Genomic DNA, 19,813 nt, shown 5'->3' on the forward strand with positions numbered 1-19,813 from the left:
CGACACATGTCCACACTACGCCTCGGTATTGCCATCCTGGCCGGCATGGCCAGCCTGCATGCGCTGCCTGTCACGGCGCAGGCCGCCGCGGCGCGGCAGTCCTATCTGGTACAATTGCGCGCCCCGCCGCTGGCCTCGCAGGCGGACGGCGTGCATGGGCTCGATACGCACAGCGACGCCGCGCGGCGCTACACGGCCCGGCTGGAAGCGCAGCAGAACGCCGTGCTGGCGCTGGTGCCCGATGCTCCAGTGCAATACCACTACACGGCGGCTTTCAATGGCTTTGCCGCCATGCTGACGGCGGACGAAGTGGCGCGCCTGCAAGCGAGTCCGGACGTGGCACGGGTGTCGCCCGGCAGCGTCGAACACACGCAGGATGGCGGCGGCAATGGCAAGAATAAAATACAGGACCAGCGCTAATGGCTGAGCAAACGCAGCGCGATGCCGCGCGAGACGGCTTGCGTGCGGTTGCTCACGCCCAATAATTTGTAGATGCGCTGCAAATGGCTTTTCACGGTGGTGCCGCTGATGCCGAGGATTTGCCCCACCTCGTCATTGCTCTTCCCCTCGCGCACCCAGTGCAGCACTTCCAGCTCACGCACACTGGCTGCGCGCGTGGCGCCCGGACCGGCCGTGGGTGCACGCCGGCTGGCCGGCAGCGCCAGCCAGTGCAGGTGCAGGTAGGGCAGCAGCAACTCCAGCGCATACGCCTGGCGTGCCGCATCCGGGGTTCCCATGGCGAACAGGGCAAAAAAGCTGCCGCCGCCCTCGCCCACGCTGCCGTGCACCAGCACGCCATCGATGACACGAGCCCTTTGGCCGCCCGCGCGCCACGCGAGCGCCAGGCGCGCCAACTGCCCTTGGCGCTCACGCAACTGCGCCTGATCGGGCACGATGCTGTGCCAGGCTGCGCTGCGCAACACGGCCCCGTCGGCACCCAGTTGCGCACACAGTAATAGGTCGTGCGGCAGCAGCGTTTGCAGCGGTCCCTGGCTCCACAGGAAAAAATCGCCGGACTCGGCAATGCCATGCGCGCCGAGTATCGCGTGCAGCAGGTATTCCTGTTCCCGTCCCGTCAGCAGCATCATGCGCACACGGCGGCATCAAACGCCAGATAGCGATAGCCGCTGCCGCGCACGGTTTCGATGCGGTGGCCGCAGCCGCCCGGCTGCAGTGCCTGCCGCAGGCGTCCCACGTGGGCGTCGACCGTGCGTTCGTCGAGATAGGCCGCATGGCCCCACACCTGGTCCAGCAGGTGCGCGCGGCTATGCACCCTGCCCGCATGGTCCATCAGGAAATGCAGCAATTTGAATTCCACGCGGCCCAGGTGGATGGGCACCTTGCCGGCCGTCACGCGCAGGGTATGCGGATCGAGCCGCAAGACGGTGGCGCCGGCCGTGCTTGCGCCCGTGCGCAAGGCCGATGGCGCGCGCCGGCGCAGCAGCGCATACACGCGGGCCAGCATTTCACGGGGACCGACAGGCTTGCACAGATAGTCGTCGGCGCCGCTTTCCAGCGCCAGCACCTTGTCCTGTTCGCTGTCGCGCGCGCTGACCATGATGATGGGCAAGTCGCACAGCTGACTATCCTGGCGCACCTGGCGCAGCAGCGCAATGCCGGACGCATCGGGCAACTCCCATTCCAGCAGCAGCACATCGGGCGGGTCGGCCGCCAGCAGCGCCAGCGCGCCGCGCCCGTCCAGGGCGCAGCTGACCCGGTAGCCGGCGCCCGCGAGGTTATGTGTCAGCAGCGCCTGCATGGCGGGCGCAGGGTCCAGCACCAGGATATGGCCAGGCATCGATGCATCCTCCCGAAAAAAAGTTGGCGGCAGCCCTGAAAATACTGGACTACCCGACAAGTTTTTTACTATGCATCAAGCGTAAAACGCTGACCAATACAATTTAGTTTCCTGATTTATAGCTATTCCGAATAAATAGACGCAACACAGCGGCCCGCAGGCGCGCTGTGTTTTGGCCGGCAAGACTATGCGCGTGCGACGGGCTGGCGGCGGCGCAGGGCAAAGCCGATCAGCGCCAGGCCGCCCGTCAGCATCATCCATTCCGACGCTTCCGGCACGGCCGAGATCGACGCGATGCTGGCATACGTGCTGCCGGCGATGCTGGCGGGAATGCCGCCGTTGAGCGGCGTCAACTCGAATTGCACCAGATTGCCGTTCGCATTGCCCAGGTAGGCCGTGCCGCTGGCGTCGAGCAAGCCCACGCCAAACGTCGTGCCCGCGTTGCCGGCCGTATTCAGGAAGTCGCCGCCGAAGACGATATTGAAACCGAACTTGCCGCCCAGTGTCACGTTGTGAAACCAGTCGTTGTAGGCGCTGCCATTGCCGAAGGTCAAGGTGCCGGGCAAGCTGCCGCTGACATTGCCTTCCTGCGAGGCGAGCGCGCCGAACGCGCCCGAAAAATTGCTGAGGGTGGCCATCGCGCCCGGTGCCGGGCTATTACCCGCGATAAAGGCGAAATCGAGGAAGCCGGCACCCGAGAACTGGCGCGTGTCGATTTCCACGCGGTAGCCGAGCGGGTCCGCCAGCGCCACGCTGGAGCCCGTGGCAAGCAAGGCGGCCAGCACGGCGCGGCGCAGGGTGAGGTTGAGTTTGGTAGTCAACATGGTCAAGTCCTTAGAAGTTACCGGCAAAAATGCTGGCGGAGTAATTGATCGTCACTTTCGACGGATTGCTGAAACTGACGGCAAACGAGGCCGTCGCGCCCGGCGCCAGGCTGGCCGCGTTCACCGTGACATACGCGGCGCCCGCATGGCTGCCCGTGGCATTGGCCAGGGTCACGCCGGCCGGCAAGCCGCCGAACACCACCTGGAACGGGCCGTTCAAGGCGCTCGTGCCTGTGTTGGTAAACGAGAACGTGCCCGTATATTTTTGCGTCGCACGGTTGAACGTCAGGCCCGAGCTGGCTTGCGCCACGCCGGCCGTGATGTCGCGGTAGGCGGGCTGCAAGTCCAGGCTGACGACGACGGGGTCGTGGTCCGAGGCGCGGTAGGGCAAGGCGTTGTACAGGTCTTGCGGCTTGGCCGAGTCGATGTTGTAGTCGATCACTTCCGGCTCGTCCGCATTCACGTGCCATTCGGCCACACCGGCCACTTGCGGGCTCAGCGAGGCGCTGGCCAGCGCATGGTCGAGGTAGCCGCTCTGGCCGCCGAATACGTAGGAATACGGCATGCCGGACGGCCGCACGAAACGCTCGAGTTCATTGACGAAGCCGGCGCCCGTGATGACTTGGATCGGGTCTTCCGCGCCATACGAATTCAAGTCGCCGATGACCAGCACGTCCGCGTCGCCGGCAGCGGCCGCCACCTGCGGCACGAAGCTGCCCACCAGGCGCTGCGCTTGCTGCACGCGGGTGGCGTTCCAGCAGCTCTGGCTATCGTTCTGGTCCGCGTCCAGCCCGCTCGACGGGCAGCTGCCCTTCGACTTCAGGTGGTTGACGACCAGCGAGAATTTCTCGCCATTGGCGGCGCGGAAGGTCTGCGCCATCGGCGGGCGGTTGTTGATGGCGTTGGCGTCCGACAGGGCGCCGCCCACCAGGCCCAGCTTGGCCGGCTTGTAGATCATGGCCACGCGGATGGCGTCCGTGCCTGTGGCGGCCGGCTTCGGTACCACGGCATAGGTGACGCCGCCGATGGCGGCGTTCAGTTGCTCGACCAGGTAAGTGACGGCCGTTTCGCCATTGTTCTGGATTTCCATCAAGCCCACCACGTCCGCATCGATGGCTTTCAATTCGGCCACGATCTTGTCGCGCTGGCGCACGAACTCGGCCAGGTTGTCGGCACCGCGGCAATTGCTCTTGGTGGTCGACGAACCCACGGTGCAGCCCTGCCCCGTCTGGCCAAACACGTTATTGCCATTGGTAAAGGTCGTAAAGAAATTGAGTACGTTGGCGCTCGCCACCTTGACGTTGCCGGACGGCAGTTCCGGGCTGCCCGTGCGCGGATTGTCGCGCGAGAATTGCGGCGTCTGCGTCGGCTGCAATTTGTAGGCGGCGCCGCCACCGCCGATGGCACCGAAATCCACCACGCCCGTCAGGTCGGCCACCGTGTCGCCGCTGCGCACGGTGTTGTCCTGGCCGATATACGGTATCGTCGGCGGCGCCACGAAAATGCCATCATCGAGCACGATCAGGTTGTTCGCGTTGGCGGCGATCAGGGCTTGCGCCTCGGCGGAACCGGCCGGATAACGGTTGGTCGGCACTTCGCGCCGCCCCGCCGACAGGGTCAGCTCGCCGCGCGCGCCCAAGTAGGCGTTTTGCGATACGGTCAACGGCTGCGTGAAGCGCACCAGCATGCCTTCCACGGCAGCCAGGTTCTCGTTCGGCAGAGTCACATTCGTCGGCACGATGCTGTGGCCCGCGCTTTGCGTGAGGATGGCCGTCACGTCCTTGAATTCCGTATAGGAATTTTTCGCGCCCGACGGCGTGTATTCGACCACCGTGCCCGTCACGCGCACCAGTTCGCCCGGCTGCACGGTGGTGGCCGTCGCGCCCGTGTACACGAAGATGCCGTCCGACGTAGACGGGTCGCCATCGCCGGCCGCGTCCTGGATGAAGAAGCCGGTACCCACTTTCAGGGTGACCACGCCTTCGGTCGTCTGCACGGAATTGGCGTACGGGCTGCTGGCACCGCTGCCCTGGATTTGCGGGATCGTGTGGCTGATGGCGGCCAGGCCCTGCACGGCGACGTCGATCTTGCAGCTGGCGCTTTGCTGCTGGTCGTTGCTGAAATTGACGATGACAGGATAATTTCCTACCGGCACGCCAGCGGCCACCAGCAGGCTCACGCTGGCGCTCTCGCCCGCCACGCCGGCCGCGCTGAAATTGGCCAGGCTGATGCCGGCCACGGCCGGCGAACTCAAGCTCGCGGCATTCACGACGCCATCGACGTCGGAGGCGCGCAGCGCGGCGCTGCCGCCATTGCCCAAGGCCACGGCCAGGCTGGCCGGGCAGCTGGTGACGATCGCGTGCACGACGGGGCCACCACACACATTCAGCGGCGAGGCCATATTGCGCGGCGCCACGCTACCGGCGGCAAAGTCCACGCTGTTATCGTCCGTGTCGCCGCAGCCGCCATTCGCGCGCGAAATCGACAGGGTATTCGATGGCGCAGGCGCGACGGCGCCTTCAAAACCGTTGGCCGTGCCGAAACCGACCAGGTCGACGACGGCGGCGCCCGTGGGGCTGGTGCCCGTCTGGGCCGCCTTGTTATTACTCAAGAGCACCTTTCCCGCCGTACCGGACATCGCCAGGCTGCCCGTGGCATCCGGCGTGGGCAAGTCCTGCGTGCCGCCCGCGCCCTTGGCTTGCTGGACCAGCAGATACTGGCCTGCTTGCAACTCGATAGCCGGCAAGGCCGTCACGGCCCAACTCGTGCCAGCGGCGGACGCGTATTGCACGCTCCAGTTGCTCAGGTTCACAGGGCTGGCGCCGCGGTTGAACAGTTCGATGAAATCGTTGCGGTACAGCGCGCCCGTATTGCCGCCACCGCCATACACCTGGCTGATGACGATATCGGAAGCGGCCAGGGCCGGCACAGTCAGGCTGGCCAGCAAGGTGGCCATGACGGTCAGGCGCAGCGGCGTGCGCAAGGGGGAAAACGAGGTGTGCATGAGGATCCCGGTCGGTAAATAAATAGCGCCGGCCCCACGTGATCGGCCGGCACGCCACAATTAACAAAAGTATTTCAGACTTGCTATTTGCATATTAAAGGCCTGGGATGACGACTTGATGACATTTGATTAAGCCGAATGGAGTAAGACCTCACCAGTCAGCCTCTTCCGATGCCTGCTGAAACGTATTTTTTGAGCAACATACTGCACTCTATGGCGAGTCAAAAAGACGCCGCCAGGAAAAATGTGATATATTTAAGGCAAATAAGTTTGGTTCATGACAACAACAACCAGCTTCGCGCCTACGATACCGCAACAATGAGAGCAGGCCCCAGCCTCGCTTGCCTCTTGGAATGCACATCCGGCCATGCACACAAAGGTCGCATTACCGGTAGCAACATTAATCGCATCACGAACGGACAGCGCACGGCGCGACGCTCGCATGCATTCTGAAGAGATACACCATGTTAAAACCACGCAAGCAATACACCGTTTCCTGCGCCGCCTTAGCGGCAGCCCTGTTCATGACGGCAGGGTTGGCGCAGGCACAAACAGCGGCGGCACAGCCCAATGCGGACAGCAAGCGCTGCGAAGCGGGCAATGCGGATGGCGGCGGCAAGGGCGCCGAATTCAACCCCGACAGTTCAAGCAGCGCCTGCAGCCTGGCGAATGGTTTCGTCAACTTTGGCTCGCGCAGCAATGACGGTGTTGGCTCGACTCCCGAATTTGGCGTCGGCGAGTCCGACCAGGTATTGCGCGCGCCTGCATTTTCCGGCAATGGCCATCGCCTGGCCAATGCCTTCGGGCAGCCTGCCGATGCAGGATACGGCGCCAATGCCAGCCTGCTGGCCAGCACCGGCCAGCACCATTTCGGCAGCCGCGACTTCGTGTATGCGCAGGAAGAGCCGGCCATCGAGGGCCGTGGCTATGAAGCTGGCCGCGGCCTGCGTGCCGGCGATGTGTACGAGCCGCTGCTGGTCTCGTCGGGCGGCGGCATCGCGCCACCGGCCGGTGGAGGCGGTGTCGGCGGCGGCGGCGCCAGCGGCGGTTTCGACCGCAGCGGCGGCGGCGCTATCGACACGGGCGGCAATGGCGTCGTAGTACCGCCGATTCCTCCCGTGCCGGAACCGGAAACCTATGTGATGTTGCTGGCAGGCCTGGGACTGCTCAGCTGGATCAGCCGCCGCCGCAACGGCAAGGCATAAAAAAAAATGGCTCATACGAGCCATTTTTTTTGCCTTCAATCATGCCAGCATGCCGTCAGCGGCGGAAGCTGGCGTAGGGTGCCGCCAGGGGATCGCCGATGAACAAGCCCTGAGCAGGCCAAGCGACGCTGCCCCAGTACGCTTCAAGCGCCGTCATGCCGCTCAGGTAGCGGCGCAGCAGCACCGTAGGGTTGGGAAATTTCTGCCAATAATTGCAGGGTTCACTGACAGTGCCGTAACTGGCGGTCGCGCCCGCTTCCAGCCAACGCTGGCTGCTCATCTGCGCCGTGCCCTGCAAATCGCCGCCAAACGACGTCAGGTGGTCGGCCAGAGCGCCCGGCAGGAAATGCAAGGTGTCGAGCTTGTCCACCTTTGCCATGCCCGTCTGGTACACCATGATATCTTGCGCGCCTTCCAGCACATCGGCCTTCATGCTCTTGATCGTCAGCTTGCGCTGGCGCACCACCCCGGCCGGCGGGAAAAATGCCGCCCGGCTGTTGCGCGCGCCTTCGCTCGTGCTCAGGTAATACGCGCTGGCGGCCGGCACGGCAAAGCCGCTGGCCGTGCCGCGATCGACGACCGCCTTGGCCTCCTCGACAAAATCGATGGGCAGCAACATCGACAGACGCATGCCCAGCTGGCTGAAGGGCTGGCCCGTATTGCTGTTGAAGTAGTTACTGGCCTTGCCGGCGCCGCAGCTCTTCGCGCACTGTCCGGCGTCATATCCCAAGGTAAAGGCCGAGGTGATGGAGTTGCATTCGACCGCATACGGCGCGCTCCATACCATCAGCACCGCCTGGATACCGGGCTTCAGCTGGCCGTCGATGCGTTCCTTCAGTTGAGCGAACTGGTCCATGCTCAGCTTGCGCAGCCGATTCGGAATATGCACATGCACGACATTGGCGGCAGGAATGGCATGCGCCTGGCGGTAATACTCTCCCACCTCGATACTGTTCGGTTCAGCATCATTGATGACGATGGCCAATTGTGACGGTTGCAAGCCGGGTGCGGCGGCCGGTTCGGCGCCATGGGCGCTACTGGCCAGCAATGCCAGCGACAGAAAGAATGAAATACGCAATGGGGTACCGGGGAAAAATACTCGTGCGATTGATCAAAACGGCCGTTTGCCGGCCGCCCATGGTGCCAACAATTATAGCCTTGAAAATAGCCCGAAGTGTTGCCCAAAAAAAACGGAGGCCGAGGCCTCCGTTTTTCCATTCACGCCACGGCCATCACGCCTTCTGCTTGCGGCGGCGCGCCATGAAACCCACAAGGCCCAGGCCCGCCAGCAACATGGCATAAGTTTCTGGTTCCGGCACGGGATTGACCGACACGTTGCCGCTATAGCTGCCGCCAGCCGCCGAAGCCACGTAGCCATTCACTTCCAGGAAGTAGTCGCCGGCGCCCAGGGGGGCCGTATTGGACGACAGAACCCAGGCCTGATCGGCCGCAGTAAAGTTCACCAGGTCCAGCGCCCCTTGCAAGACGACGCCGCCGGCATTCTTCAGACTGAAGCCCGTCAAGGTCAGGCCCGAGTTCAGGCTGGGCTTCAGGGAAGTGGCCAGGCCGCTGAAATCATTGCTACCGGTCAAAGTGAACAGAAACTTGTCGCTGAAGAAATTGTGCTCGACGCCTGCCAACTGGCCCGGCGCCAGCGAAAACGAGCCGAACAGGTTAGTGCCCGAATAGTCGAGCAAGTCCTGCGTCAGGTCGACAGGCGCGTGGCTGATGTCGACGGGGGCCGCTTGCGCGCCCAGGCTGCTGCCGGCCAGCATGATTGCCAGGAACAGAGATTTGAGAATTTTGTTCATACTTTTCACCAAGGAAACAGCGGCCGGCACAGGCTGGCCGCAAGATAAAAATGCGGAAAGAGAGCGATGCGGTGCTCAGGCAGACTTCTGCCGGCGGCGCGCCAGGAAGCCCAGCAGGCCCAGCCCGCCCAACAGCATGCCGTAGCTTGCAGGTTCCGGCACAGCCGACACCAGGCTGCCATTGCCGCTGAAGGTGGCGCCCGCGCCCGAAACGAGGTTGCCGCTGACCTTGACGTAATAGGAACCGGCCGCCAGATTGGCAAAGGACAAGGTCCACTTGTCATCCTTGCCCGTCAATACCTGCGCGCCCTGCAACAGGCTGTGATTGGCACTGTCGTACAGGCCCAGGCCCGTCAGGTTCAAGCCATTCGCCGCGCTCGTGCTGGTCGACGTCACCACCAGGTTCACATTGCTGAACTGTGCCACGTTGAACGTGAAGTGATCGTTGAAAAAGTTGCCTTTATTGCCGGATTTAAACTTGTCGCCAAAGGTCAACGATCCGCCATTCGCCAGCGTCAGTGCCGTCGGCACGGAGCTGATGTCGACGACGGCGGCTGTGGCGGCCTGGGAAAACAGGGCGGCACCGGCAAATGCCACGGTGGCCACAGCTGAGCAAATATGTTTCTTCATGCGATTCCACCAAACGTAATTGCAGACAATAAGTTGCCCGCAGGAATTGAATTATTTAACCAGTAGGAATAATATCATAAAGCAATTTATTGGATTATTATTTTTTTAATGAATAGTTTCTTTATGGCATCAAATTCAGATGCCGTGGCATGAGCAAAAAGTAAAGATATAATCAATGCCAATGACAACAGGATGGGAAGACGTGGTGAATGTATGACAACATGGACAGCATTAAAGGCAGACACGTATCGCTTATTCGGTCGCAGCAGCTGGCCCTTGACCTTTAAGGAAATCTTGCGCAGTAGAACCTTCCGTGTCGTCGCCACCGCCCGCCTCTGCCAGGCGGTATCGCAGGCACGCGGCATGTGGCCGATGTTCTTGCCCTTCTGCAAGCTCGTGCATCGCTATGCTGCCAACCGAGCGGGAGTGGATTTCCCCTGGAAGGCGCAGATAGGCCCCGGCTTTGCCCTCACCCATGGCTGGGGCATGGTGATGAGCCCGGGTGCCGTCATCGGCCGCAATGTCACGCTGTTCCATGGCGTCACGCTGGGCCGACGCGACCAAATTGCCAGGGATGGCCAGCGCGTCACCGGCTACCCGACCCTGGAAGACGAGGTGTGGGTTGGCCCGCACGCCATCATCACGGGCGGCATCACCATCGGGCGTGGCAGCCGCATCGGCGGCGGCGCCGTCGTCACGGAAGACATCCCGCCGTATTCCATCGTGGTGGGCAACCCTGGCAAGGTCGTCAAGAGCGGCTGCACGCCGGACGTGATGCACCGCGTGCCTTGAGTCTCAGGCGCGCTGATAGGCGTCGGCGTAGCGCACGATATCGTCCTCGCCCAGATAACTGCCCGTCTGCACCTCGATCAGATGCAGCGGCAGCTTGCCGGGGTTTTCCAGGCGATGCGTCATGCCGATGGGAATGTAGGTGGATTCGTTTTCCGTCAGTAATTTGACAGTCTCGCCGCAGGTGACGCGGGCCGTGCCGCGCACGACCACCCAATGCTCGGCGCGGTGATGGTGCATCTGCAGCGACAGCTGCCCGCCGGGATTGACGACGATGCGCTTGACCTGGAAGCGTTCGCCCATATCGATGCCTTCGTAGCTGCCCCAGGGCCGGTACACGAGGCGGTGCTGGACGTGTTCCGTGCGCGCATGCCGCTCCAGGTGCTCGACCACCTGCCGCACGCGCTGCACCTGGTCGCGATGCGCCACCAGCACGGCATCATCGGTCTCGACGATCACCAGGTCATCCACCCCAAGCACGGCCAGCATGCGGCTGCCAGCCCGCACCAGGCAATTGTGCACGCCATCGAGATAGGCATCGCCGCGCACGACATTGCCATGCTCGTCGCCGGGCAAGGCTTGCCACAGGGCCGACCAGGAACCGATATCGCTCCAGCCGATGGCGGCTGGCACGACAACGGCGCGCTGCGTGTGCTCCATCACGGCATGGTCGATCGAGACGCTGCGGCAGCGTGCAAAGGCGGCCGGATCGAGGCGGAAAAAGTCGAGGTCGCGGCAGCCGTGCGCGACGGCCAGTTCGCAGTCCGCCAGCATGGCAGGCTCCAGCAGCAGCAACTCGCCGAGAAAGGCGGCGGCGCGCAACAGGAACATGCCGCTGTTCCACATGTAACGCTCATCGGCGAGAAATGCGCGGGCAGTGGACAAGTCCGGTTTTTCCACGAAGCGCTCGACCTGGCGTCCTTGCGCCGAGCCTGGCAAAGGGACGCCGGCAAGGATATAGCCATAGCCCGTTTCGGCGGCGGTCGGCAAGATGCCGAAGGTGGCCAGCCCACCGGCGGCGGCCAGCGGCGCGGCTTGCGCGATCGCCCGGTGAAACGCGGCCGTGTCGCCGACCAGGTGATCGGCCGGCAAGACCAGCATCAGGGCATCGGCATCGTGCGCCAGCAGATATTGCGCGGCGGCCGCCACGGCCGGTGCCGTATTGCGTCCCAGCGGCTCCAGCAGGATGGCCAGCGGCGCGACGCCAACCTGGCGCAACTGTTCAGCCACCATGAAACGGTGCTCATTGCCGCACACCAGCAGCGGCGGCATGACCGCCAGCCCGACACCGCCCAGGTCGCGCACGCGCAGCACGGTTTCCTGCAGCAGCGTCTGGCTCGATACCAGCGGCAACAGTTGCTTGGGTAGCGCCTGGCGCGACAGCGGCCATAGACGGCTACCGGAGCCTCCCGACAAGATCACTGGATAGATGTTCATGTCGGGGCTCCTGGTTATTTGACTGCGCGCAATTGCGTGGACGTCTCGGCACGCCGCCGGTTACGCCGGTCGCGCGCATTGGCCCAGGCGTCGGGGTCATACTGCGACGCGTGCCGCATCTCGCCGGCCCGGTCGACGCTGTAATCCTTGAAGACGATCATTTCATCGAGCACCACGCCCGGCAGCACGCGCGTGTACTCGAACAACACGCTGCGCACCACTTCGGCACCCGCGCACACGTGGCTGCCGTGGCCGATCCAGGTCGGTCCGATGATCGTCGCGCCCGCCTCGATACGGCTGCCCGAACCGATGTAGACGGGGCCTTCGATACGCGTGCCGCCGCTCCAGTCGATGCTGGTATTCAAGCCGACCCACAGGCCATCGTCGATCTGGATGCCGGGCACGTCCAGCTGGGCCACCTCCCCCATCAGCACGCTTTGCAGCACTTCCCAGTAATCCTTGACGCTGCCGATATCGATCCAGTTGTAATCGCGTTTTTGCGCATAGAAGGGCAGCCCCTTCTCGACCAGCAGGGGGAACAGCTCCGAACCGATGTCGAACGGCCGGTCGCTGGGAATCAGTTCCAGCACTTCCGGCTCGAAAATATAGATGCCCGTGCTGACGCAATTGGACAACGCATCGGCCTGCGCCGGCTTTTCCTGGAAGGCGCGGATACGGCCATCGGCGTCGCTGACCACCACGCCATAGCTCGAGACCTTGTCCCAAGGCACTTCGAGCGTGATGACGGACGCCAGCGCGCCCTTGCGGCGGTGTTCGAACAGGGCGGACTTGATGTCGAGGTCGATCAAGGCATCGCCGCACAGCACGATGGTGGTTTCATCGAAAAATTTACCGAACTCCTGGATCTTCTTCATGCCGCCGGCCGATCCCAGCGGCTCGGGCACGACTTCGCCCGCGTCATTCGTGTAACCTTCGAAGGAATAGCCGATCTGCACGCCGAACTGGTGCCCCTCGCCGAAATACTCCTCGATTTTTTCATGCAGATAACTGACATTGACCATGATTTCGGTAATGCCGTAACGGGACAGGTGCTCGACCAGGTAAGCCATCACCGGCTTGCCCAGGATGGGTATCATCGGTTTCGGTAAATCATAGGTCAGGGGGCGCACGCGAGTGCCCTTGCCTGCAGCCAGTATCATTGCTTTCATCGTCGATCGCTTTCCATCGTTGTTTGGGGTGGATGCGGCGTCCGGCCAGCGTATCGCCAGCCATCGGCCATCTTGCAAGCGCATGGGCGGCGCTATCCGTGTCCGCCCTGTGCGCCCGTCCAATCCTCTTTCAGCCTATCCCTTGCCTGCCGCTGCCTATGCCAGTTCCTGGTCCAGTTGCGCCACGATGCGCTGCGCGGCCCGGCCATCCCACAGATGCGGACGGCGGCCCTGCTTGCCTTCGCCGCGCAGCACCTTGCGCGCCTCGGCCACGATGCGTAGCGGATCCGTGCCAGCCAGGACATTGCTGCCCTCGTCGACGGTGACCGGACGCTCCGTGTTTTCACGGATGGTGATGCAGGGCACGCCCAGCGCCGTCGTTTCTTCCTGCAAGCCGCCGCTGTCGGTCAGCACCAGCGCCGCATCCTTCCACAGGTCGAGGAAGGCCATGTAACCTTGCGGCCCCACCAGCGTGATGTTCGGCCCAAGGTCGATGCCAAACTTGTCGAGGTTGGCGCGCGTGCGTGGATGCACGGGAAAGATCAGGGGCAGGTCCGCGGCGATCTCGACCAGCGCGCCCGCCACCTTGCGCATGTCTTCTGCGCTGTCGACATTGCTCGGACGATGCAGGGTCACCACGCCATAGCGGGCTCCCGCGCCGCTGTGCGCCGCCTTGAAGGCCGACGTTTCAAATTGCTGCGGCGACTCGCGGCCGAGTTTCTCAGCCTGGTACAGCACGTTGTCGACCATTACGTGGCCCACGTAGTGCACGGCGGATTCCGACTTGCCTTCACGCCGCAAATGCTCGACGGCGCTCGGTTCGGTGACGAAGAACCAGTCCGAGATACTGTCCGTCACGAGACGGTTGATCTCTTCCGGCATGCCCATGTCGCCGCTGCGCAGGCCAGCCTCCACGTGTGCCACGGGAATGCCGAGTTTTTTCGCCGCAATCGAGCAGGCCAGCGTGGAATTGACGTCGCCCACCACCAGCACGGCGGCGGGCCGCTCGGCCTGGCATAGTTGCTCGAAGGCCAGCATGATCTTGCCCGTCTGTTCCGCGTGCGTGCCGCCGCCTGCCGCCATGAAGACGTCCGGCTCGGGGATGCCCAGCTCTTCAAAAAACACGTCGTTCATCTCGCGGTCGTAGTGCTGGCCCGTATGGATGATCTTGAACGCCAGGCGCGCATGGCCTTGCAACGCGCGCACGATAGGCGCGATCTTCATGAAATTGGGCCGTGCGCCGGCCACCAGGTAGATCGTCTTCATGATGCCAGTTCCTGTGCCGCTGGCCAGTAGCGGTCCACCAGTTCGCGCGTATTGCGGATATTGCCGCGGCTGGAGGCGCCAAAGACGATCGATTCGATGTTCGGCTGCTGGCAGACCCATTCGATCGCTTCCTCGGGAGCGATCGCGCCCGAGGCGAAGACGGACATGGCGATCGCGCGGAACTTGCGGTCGCGCAAGGCGCTCTGGTAGGCGTCGAAGCCGCCGGACATGCGGAAGCCCACTTTGTTGATGTTCGAGCAGACGATGGGATTGTCGATGCCCTGCTCTTCGAGCACGTCGAGCAGCATCGGCAGATTCATCGTGATGAAGCCGGGCTCGGCGTTGTAGCGCTTGCGCACGTGGTTGGCGAAGATCGAGAAGGCTTCCTTGAAGCCCAGCCCCAGCAGCAGGTCGACAACCACGTTCTGCAGGAAGATCACGGGCGTATTCAGGCCGGCAAACATCTTCATTTCCGCATCCACCAGCAGGGTGATGATGCCTTCGATATCCTTGGTCGCCAATGCCTTGCCGCCACGCAGGGCCGCATTCAGGAAGCCTTCATCGGGCGTAAAACGCCTGAGCGCGCCCATGATGCCGTCTTCCGTGACGGCATTCGCATATTTGTGGGCATACGGCATGCAAGGCATGAATTTGAAGTCCTTGTAGCGCACCGGGTCGGCACGCATGTGATCGCACACCTGTGCGATACGGTCATGGGTCGTGCACATGAAGGATTTCACCCCTTCATCATAGGCATTATCGAGCACCTTGATAACGGCCTTGATATCCTGGAAGCGCATGGCCTGGGCCCGCGCTTTTTCCTCCGACATATGATTCACACCGAAGAACTGATTATCACCAAATAACAAACGATCGAGTTGATCCATTTCCTGCTCCATTCATATTTCGTATCGAAATCCTGCTGCGCGGCATGTCAGCGGCCAAAAAAGAAACCTTTTTTCTTCTTCGGCTGTTCTGGCAAGGTATCGCCGGACAGCACGCCAGGACCTTTTTCCGCGTCGGCGATCAGCATCGAAATCACGCGGTCGGTCGCCAGCGCCGAGGCGAACGAGTTGACATTGTCGTCCGCGCGCTTGTCGACGATGCAACGGACGAAGTAATCGAGCTGCGCCGAGTATTCTTCGCCGCGCAGGTAAAAGTCGACCGGTTCCGTCAATTCCGTGGTGTTGCGCACGGTCCAGCCTTCGCCATAGCCTTCCGGTGCGCCGCTGGCGTCGCGCAGGTAGACCTGGACTTCCTGGCGGTCGGCGGTGATGCGGCCATTCTTGCCCCACACGCTGATCTTCGTCGACATCTTGCGGTAGGACTCATCGCTCCAGTTGACGGACAGCTGGGCGCTCTTGCCATCGGGGTAATACAGGGTGGAAAACACCTCATCGTCCGTGTCGGCCGAGAAAATCTTGTTGAGCACGGAGCCGCCCACGCCGCGCGGCGCGCCGAAATACCAGTTCAGCAGGTTCAGCGGATGGGCCGCGTAGTCATACAGGCAACCGCCGCCTTCCGAGCGCTGGGTACGCCATGTGGAACCTTTCGGCTTCAGCACCACCGGGCCATAGGCCTCGGCCAGCATATGCGTCACTTCGCCGATCACGTCCAGGTCCAGCAGGCGCTTGACCTCCTGGAAGGCACCGACGAAGCGGTAGTGATAGCCGACCTGGTTGACCAGGCCTTTTTCCGCCGCCAGACGGGTCGCCTGCTCGCCTTCCTCGGTGTCGAGGCAGAACGGTTTTTCGCAAAACACGTGGATATTCTTGTTCAGCGCGGCCAGCACCATCTTGCCGTGCATGCTCGATGGCGTCGCGATGATCACGGCATCGAGTTCCTGTTCATTGAGCATGAGGTCGAAGTCCGTATAGGTCTTGACGCCCGTATATTTACCCAGGATGTCGAGCATGTAGCCGGTGGCGTCGCAGACGGCCGCCAGCGTGACATCGGGATGTGCATTGATCATCGAGTGATGGGACAAGCCCATCTTGCCCAAGCCTACTACTGCGAGGCGTATCATATTGTCCTGTCCTTTAGCGCTGCCGGGACGCTGACAGCTTGTGCCGCCATCGTCCCGGATGTTGTTAATCAAAATTTAGCCGTTGACGAGCTGCCGCTTGACCAGGTCATACGCGGCGCGGCCCTTTTCCAGCAAGCTGCGATTCGGTGGTTGCTGCGTGGCGCTGTCCAGGTAAGCCAGCGCCTGCGCAGCCGTCAAGTCGGGCCGGTGCTCGAAGGCGCCCACTTCCAGCAGGTGGCGGTCGACGTCGAGCAAGGCATCCTGATAGACGGAGATAGTGGGAATGCCCAGCACGGCCATCTCGCGCGTCATGGTGCCGCCGGCGCCGATGAACAGGTCGCAATCGGGCGCGATATCGGCGATGTCGAGCGCGGTGGTGACCACGCGCACGCCGGCAAACTTCGGATCCTGGTAATGCACGCCCTGCTCTTTTCCTCGCGGCAATAGCACGATATCGACCCGGTCTTTCATGCCCAGCAACAGCTCATCAAGGAAATTGCGGCTGCCCTTGTAATACTGGGCCGTCCATGGTTCCGGACGGATATACACCACGGGCCGCGCGCGCCCTGTCCGCTGCTGTACGGCTTTGGCGCCGAGCCGCTGGTCCAGCTCCCACAGGTAAATCCCTTCCTTGACGCCCGGATAATGCAGGACCTTGCGCGGATTGGCCCACTGCTTCTTGAGTTTTTCCATGCCGAGAAACTCCGGCACCATGATGCGGTTGGCAAACAAGAACGCGGGGATATTGCCTGCCGCATGCTCGTTGTCGTTCATGTAGATCGAACGTATGCCCATCAGGCGTGCCGCCACCGGCGAATGGAAAGAGCTCTGCGAGATCGCCACGTCGATTTTCTTGCCGCTCAGAAAACGGCACAGCTGGTAGACGCGCACGGGGAAACCAAACAGCTTGGCCGACAGCTGGCCGCCGTAATGCTTGCCCACCACCGTGTACTTGAAGCCGTGCAAGTCGAGCAGCTCGACCGTATTGGCCAGCGGCCGGCACGTGATCACGACCTCGTGTTCGCGTTCCAGTTCGCGGATCATGGCCGCAAACATATTGATGTGCGGCGAGTTGGTCAGTTCAAACCAGATACGCATGAATTACCCTTGCAACAATGAAAAAGATGCCGCGCTGCTGCGCGGCGCCGGCCCTTACAGGCGCCAGACCTTGATGCCCACCTCTTCCAGCGCCTGCTGGTCGAAACACGCCTTGACGTCGATGAAGCAGCCGCTCTTGATCAGCTTGCGCTGCAGCTCTTCCACCGGCAGGTCGAGTAATTGCTGATGCGATACGGCCGCCACGATCGCGTCGGCACGCGGCAGTTCTTCCCAGCTGAACAGGCGCACGCCATACTCGTGCATCGCCTCTTCCTGTTCCGCATATGGATCGTGCACGAATACTTCCACGCCATAGGTCTTCAGTTCGCGGATGACGTCGCCTACCTTCGAGTTGCGCAGGTCGGCGCAGTTTTCCTTGAATGTCAGCCCCAGCACGTTGACGCGGGCGCCCTTGATGTAGCTGCCCGAGGCGATCATGTTCTTGATGGTCTGCTCGGCGATGTACTTGCCCATGCCATCGTTGATGCGGCGCCCGGCCAGGATCACCTGCGGGTGATAGCCGAGCATTTCCGCTTTGTGCGTCAGGTAATACGGGTCGACCCCGATGCAATGGCCACCCACGAGCCCCGGCGAGAACTTCAGGAAATTCCACTTGGTGCCGGCCGCCTTCAGCACTTCCGACGTATCGATGCCGATCTTGTCGAAAATGATCGCCAACTCGTTCATCAGCGCGATATTCAGGTCGCGCTGGGTGTTTTCGATCACCTTGCAGGCTTCCGCCGCCTTGATGCTGGAGCAGCGGTGTACGCCCGGCTCGACGATGGTTTCGTACATGGACGCAACGCGCTCGAGCGTCTGCGGCGTGTCGCCCGACACGACCTTGATGACATTCGTCAGCATATGCTTGCGGTCGCCCGGATTGATACGCTCCGGGGAATAGCCGACGAAGAAATCCTGCTTCCACTTCATGCCGGAGACCTCTTCCAGCACGGGGATGCACACCTCTTCGGTCGCGCCCGGATACACGGTCGATTCATAGACGACGATGGCGCCCTTTTTCAGGTACTGTCCCACCGTGCGGCTGGCGCCGATCAAGGGCGAGAAGTCCGGATTGTGCGCCTGGTCGACGGGGGTCGGCACGGCCACGATGATAATATCGGCTTCGGCCAGTACCTGCGGCTCGGACGAATACTCGGCCTGCACGGCCGCGGCCATTTGCTGGTCGCTCAGTTCGCGCGAAGGATCTGTGCCGCGCTGGCAGGACTGAACCTTCTCTACGGAAATATCAAAGCCGATGGTACGCCCCAGCTTGCCAAACTCCACTACCAAGGGCAGGCCTACGTAGCCCAGGCCAATCACGGCAATCACACTCATAGTCAGCTTTCAAAATATTAGAGAACGTATCTAAGAGACAATGCAGAACGATGAAAAACATTGTCAAAGAAACTCCATTATAGAATAAAATACAATTGGCGCACCGCACAGTACGTAATTAAATTTCACTAAAAATATTTTTCGCAATGACAATCCACCCGCCTGCAACGCAGGAATATCAATAAAAATATACTTTGCCATCCTATGCCACGGTGCTGTTGCTGTCGAAGCATTGTTCGCTATCACAGTCAACACTTGCATGCATTCAAGCTTTACGGGATGAAATTTTTACAACACCTTCTCTTGCTGGACAGTATGATGAGCTCCTCTCCCTTATGTGTCATGATCGGCCCCGGCCCCCAATCTCAAGGTGGCATTGCCAGTGTGGTGCGCGTCTATGCGGAAGCAGGCCTGTTTGCAGATGGTGAGGTCTACATGCTGCCCAGTTTCAGCGAAGGCGGCAAAATCCACAAGCTCGGCGTCGCTTCAATGGCTGTCCTCAAGTATGCTGGATTGCTCATCCGCAGCAAGGGAGCCGTTCTGCATGTTCATGCTGCCTCCGATGCCAGTTTCTGGCGCAAATCGATATTTATCTGGATGGCAGCCATGACTGGGCGCAAGATCATCTTTCATCTGCACAGTGGCGGATTTGGCCGCTTCATAGAGAATCTCCCTGGATGGAAACGCCGTTGCGCCATTGCCACCATCCGTCGCAGCAGTCAATTACTATGCCTGTCTACTCCGGCTCAGAACTGGCTGAAGCAGATAGCACCGGATTTGCCGCTACGCCTCTGGCCCAACCCCGTGCCCGCATGCTTGTTTGAAGAGAATAAGGATCATCTGGCACGCGAACCCGTGGTGCTGTTTTTGGGCGCATTGCTGCCAGCGAAGGGAGTCAGGGAATTGCTGCAAGCCTTTGCCCTGCTGCACGCGGCGGATCCCTCTGCGCAGCTGGTACTTGCCGGCAGCGGAGCAGATCTGGTGGCGTTGCAAGCGCAAGCCGCCGAGCTCCGCATACAGGATAACGTTCACTTCCCTGGATGGATCAATGCACGGGAAAAGGCCAGCTGGCTGCGCCGGGCTCGCGTATTGGCGTTGGCCTCCCATGTCGAGGGACAACCCATGGTTTTGCTGGAAGCTATGGCGAGCGGCGCGGCGGTACTGAGCACCGATGTGGGCGGCATTCCCGATTTGATCGAACACGGCATGCATGGACTGCTGGTACCGGCAGGCGATACGGCAGCCTTGACGGACAATCTGTTGCGGCTATGGAACGATGATGGCATGCGCTTGCGCCTGGCCCAGACGGCACGCGCGCACGTCAGCGAGCACCACCACGTACTGCAGGTAAATGCCGCCCTGATGCACCTCTACCGGCAACTGGCGGCACGCCCGACGCCACCAGCATGAGGGGGATAGCT

The 19,813-nt window shown here is 61.8% G+C and carries 18 protein-coding genes; 4 read left to right on the forward strand and 14 right to left on the reverse strand.

Going from position 1 to position 19,813, the window contains the following annotated elements:
• Positions 1-6: 6 nt before the first annotated feature.
• Entirely contained in the window at positions 7-420 is a 414-nt protein-coding gene (locus tag CBW66_RS08805) for a protease inhibitor I9 family protein (protein ID WP_170932953.1), read from the forward strand.
• Here CBW66_RS08805 and CBW66_RS08810 read toward each other — a convergent pair.
• The 4 genes from CBW66_RS08810 to CBW66_RS08825 all read right to left on the reverse strand — a co-directional run bounded on the left by CBW66_RS08810 (position 417) and on the right by CBW66_RS08825 (position 5,626).
• Complete coding sequence (locus CBW66_RS08810; RefSeq protein ID WP_086138774.1) at positions 417-1,088, reverse strand: LuxR C-terminal-related transcriptional regulator; 672 nt, start codon at positions 1,086-1,088, stop codon at positions 417-419. The two genes, CBW66_RS08805 and CBW66_RS08810, sit on opposite strands and share 4 nt — an antisense overlap.
• Entirely contained in the window at positions 1,085-1,798 is a 714-nt protein-coding gene (locus tag CBW66_RS08815; protein WP_086138775.1) for a winged helix-turn-helix domain-containing protein, read from the reverse strand. The genes CBW66_RS08810 and CBW66_RS08815 overlap by 4 nt, the downstream gene beginning before the upstream one ends.
• 185 nt (positions 1,799-1,983) lie before the next feature.
• On the reverse strand, positions 1,984-2,622 hold the full coding sequence (locus CBW66_RS08820) for an NF038129 family PEP-CTERM protein (protein ID WP_086138776.1): 639 nt from the start codon (positions 2,620-2,622) through the stop codon (positions 1,984-1,986).
• Between the two features lie 10 nt (positions 2,623-2,632).
• On the reverse strand, positions 2,633-5,626 hold the full coding sequence (locus tag CBW66_RS08825; protein ID WP_086138777.1) for an ExeM/NucH family extracellular endonuclease: 2,994 nt from the start codon (positions 5,624-5,626) through the stop codon (positions 2,633-2,635).
• Between the two features lie 464 nt (positions 5,627-6,090).
• Between CBW66_RS08825 and CBW66_RS08830 the strand changes: the two genes are divergently transcribed.
• On the forward strand, positions 6,091-6,831 hold the full coding sequence (locus tag CBW66_RS08830; protein ID WP_139841675.1) for a PEP-CTERM sorting domain-containing protein: 741 nt from the start codon (positions 6,091-6,093) through the stop codon (positions 6,829-6,831).
• Positions 6,832-6,886: 55 nt separating this feature from the next.
• Here CBW66_RS08830 and CBW66_RS08835 read toward each other — a convergent pair whose 3' ends face one another.
• The 3 genes from CBW66_RS08835 to CBW66_RS08845 all read right to left on the reverse strand — a co-directional run bounded on the left by CBW66_RS08835 (position 6,887) and on the right by CBW66_RS08845 (position 9,272).
• A complete protein-coding gene (locus tag CBW66_RS08835) occupies positions 6,887-7,909 on the reverse strand; it encodes a TIGR03790 family protein (RefSeq protein ID WP_086138779.1) in 1,023 nt (340 codons plus the stop codon).
• 154 nt (positions 7,910-8,063) lie between these two features.
• Positions 8,064-8,642: an FxDxF family PEP-CTERM protein gene (locus tag CBW66_RS08840; protein ID WP_086138780.1), complete on the reverse strand. Its 579-nt coding sequence runs from the start codon at positions 8,640-8,642 to the stop codon at positions 8,064-8,066.
• 75 nt (positions 8,643-8,717) lie between these two features.
• A complete protein-coding gene (locus CBW66_RS08845) occupies positions 8,718-9,272 on the reverse strand; it encodes an FxDxF family PEP-CTERM protein (RefSeq protein ID WP_086138781.1) in 555 nt (184 codons plus the stop codon).
• 294 nt (positions 9,273-9,566) lie between these two features.
• Here CBW66_RS08845 and CBW66_RS08850 point away from each other — a divergent pair, with 294 nt between their 5' ends.
• Positions 9,567-10,064: a serine acetyltransferase gene (locus CBW66_RS08850; protein ID WP_230491998.1), complete on the forward strand. Its 498-nt coding sequence runs from the start codon at positions 9,567-9,569 to the stop codon at positions 10,062-10,064.
• Between the two features lie 3 nt (positions 10,065-10,067).
• Here the strand turns inward: CBW66_RS08850 and CBW66_RS08855 are convergent, their stop codons facing one another.
• The 7 genes from CBW66_RS08855 to CBW66_RS08885 form a co-directional block, all read right to left on the reverse strand.
• On the reverse strand, positions 10,068-11,498 hold the full coding sequence (locus tag CBW66_RS08855; protein WP_086138783.1) for a mannose-1-phosphate guanylyltransferase/mannose-6-phosphate isomerase: 1,431 nt from the start codon (positions 11,496-11,498) through the stop codon (positions 10,068-10,070).
• A 14-nt stretch (positions 11,499-11,512) separates the two neighbouring features.
• Complete coding sequence (locus CBW66_RS08860) at positions 11,513-12,667, reverse strand: sugar phosphate nucleotidyltransferase (RefSeq protein ID WP_086138784.1); 1,155 nt, start codon at positions 12,665-12,667, stop codon at positions 11,513-11,515.
• A gap of 156 nt (positions 12,668-12,823) precedes the next feature.
• Entirely contained in the window at positions 12,824-13,933 is a 1,110-nt protein-coding gene (gene wecB / locus CBW66_RS08865; RefSeq protein ID WP_086138785.1) for a non-hydrolyzing UDP-N-acetylglucosamine 2-epimerase, read from the reverse strand.
• A complete protein-coding gene (locus tag CBW66_RS08870) occupies positions 13,930-14,820 on the reverse strand; it encodes a hypothetical protein (protein WP_230491999.1) in 891 nt (296 codons plus the stop codon). The genes wecB and CBW66_RS08870 overlap by 4 nt, the downstream gene beginning before the upstream one ends.
• Before the next feature lie 47 nt (positions 14,821-14,867).
• Positions 14,868-15,959 carry a Gfo/Idh/MocA family protein gene (locus CBW66_RS08875; RefSeq protein ID WP_086138787.1) on the reverse strand — a complete coding sequence of 364 codons (1,092 nt, stop codon included), beginning with the start codon at positions 15,957-15,959 and terminating at the stop codon, positions 14,868-14,870.
• Between the two features lie 75 nt (positions 15,960-16,034).
• A complete protein-coding gene (locus CBW66_RS08880; protein ID WP_086138788.1) occupies positions 16,035-17,057 on the reverse strand; it encodes a DUF354 domain-containing protein in 1,023 nt (340 codons plus the stop codon).
• Between the two features lie 54 nt (positions 17,058-17,111).
• Positions 17,112-18,392, reverse strand: a complete 1,281-nt coding sequence (locus CBW66_RS08885; protein ID WP_086138789.1) for a nucleotide sugar dehydrogenase — start codon at positions 18,390-18,392, stop codon at positions 17,112-17,114.
• 279 nt (positions 18,393-18,671) lie between these two features.
• On the opposite strand from CBW66_RS08885, the gene CBW66_RS08890 reads away from it, so the two are divergent.
• Positions 18,672-19,802 (forward strand): glycosyltransferase family 4 protein, encoded by a 1,131-nt coding sequence (locus tag CBW66_RS08890; protein ID WP_170932952.1) that lies wholly within the window; start codon positions 18,672-18,674, stop codon positions 19,800-19,802.
• Positions 19,803-19,813 lie beyond the last annotated feature (11 nt).

The organism is Janthinobacterium sp. GW456P (assembly GCF_002127655.1).
Taxonomy (GTDB): domain Bacteria; phylum Pseudomonadota; class Gammaproteobacteria; order Burkholderiales; family Burkholderiaceae_D; genus Janthinobacterium.

Bases quoted from the DNA above. Each gene is read 5' to 3' on its own strand.
- CBW66_RS08805 (WP_170932953.1), top strand. From the start codon at position 7: ATGTCCACACTACGCCTCGGTATTGCCATCCTGGCCGGCATGGCCAGC.
- CBW66_RS08810 (WP_086138774.1), bottom strand. From the start codon at position 1,088: ATGATGCTGCTGACGGGACGGGAACAGGAATACCTGCTGCACGCGATA.
- CBW66_RS08815 (WP_086138775.1), bottom strand. From the start codon at position 1,798: ATGCCTGGCCATATCCTGGTGCTGGACCCTGCGCCCGCCATGCAGGCG.
- CBW66_RS08820 (WP_086138776.1), bottom strand. From the start codon at position 2,622: ATGTTGACTACCAAACTCAACCTCACCCTGCGCCGCGCCGTGCTGGCC.
- CBW66_RS08825 (WP_086138777.1), bottom strand. From the start codon at position 5,626: ATGCACACCTCGTTTTCCCCCTTGCGCACGCCGCTGCGCCTGACCGTC.
- CBW66_RS08830 (WP_139841675.1), top strand. From the start codon at position 6,091: ATGTTAAAACCACGCAAGCAATACACCGTTTCCTGCGCCGCCTTAGCG.
- CBW66_RS08840 (WP_086138780.1), bottom strand. From the start codon at position 8,642: ATGAACAAAATTCTCAAATCTCTGTTCCTGGCAATCATGCTGGCCGGC.
- CBW66_RS08845 (WP_086138781.1), bottom strand. From the start codon at position 9,272: ATGAAGAAACATATTTGCTCAGCTGTGGCCACCGTGGCATTTGCCGGT.
- CBW66_RS08855 (WP_086138783.1), bottom strand. From the start codon at position 11,498: ATGAACATCTATCCAGTGATCTTGTCGGGAGGCTCCGGTAGCCGTCTA.
- CBW66_RS08860 (WP_086138784.1), bottom strand. From the start codon at position 12,667: ATGAAAGCAATGATACTGGCTGCAGGCAAGGGCACTCGCGTGCGCCCC.
- wecB (WP_086138785.1), bottom strand. From the start codon at position 13,933: ATGAAGACGATCTACCTGGTGGCCGGCGCACGGCCCAATTTCATGAAG.
- CBW66_RS08870 (WP_230491999.1), bottom strand. From the start codon at position 14,820: ATGGATCAACTCGATCGTTTGTTATTTGGTGATAATCAGTTCTTCGGT.
- CBW66_RS08875 (WP_086138787.1), bottom strand. From the start codon at position 15,959: ATGATACGCCTCGCAGTAGTAGGCTTGGGCAAGATGGGCTTGTCCCAT.
- CBW66_RS08880 (WP_086138788.1), bottom strand. From the start codon at position 17,057: ATGCGTATCTGGTTTGAACTGACCAACTCGCCGCACATCAATATGTTT.
- CBW66_RS08885 (WP_086138789.1), bottom strand. From the start codon at position 18,392: ATGAGTGTGATTGCCGTGATTGGCCTGGGCTACGTAGGCCTGCCCTTG.
- CBW66_RS08890 (WP_170932952.1), top strand. From the start codon at position 18,672: ATGAAATTTTTACAACACCTTCTCTTGCTGGACAGTATGATGAGCTCC.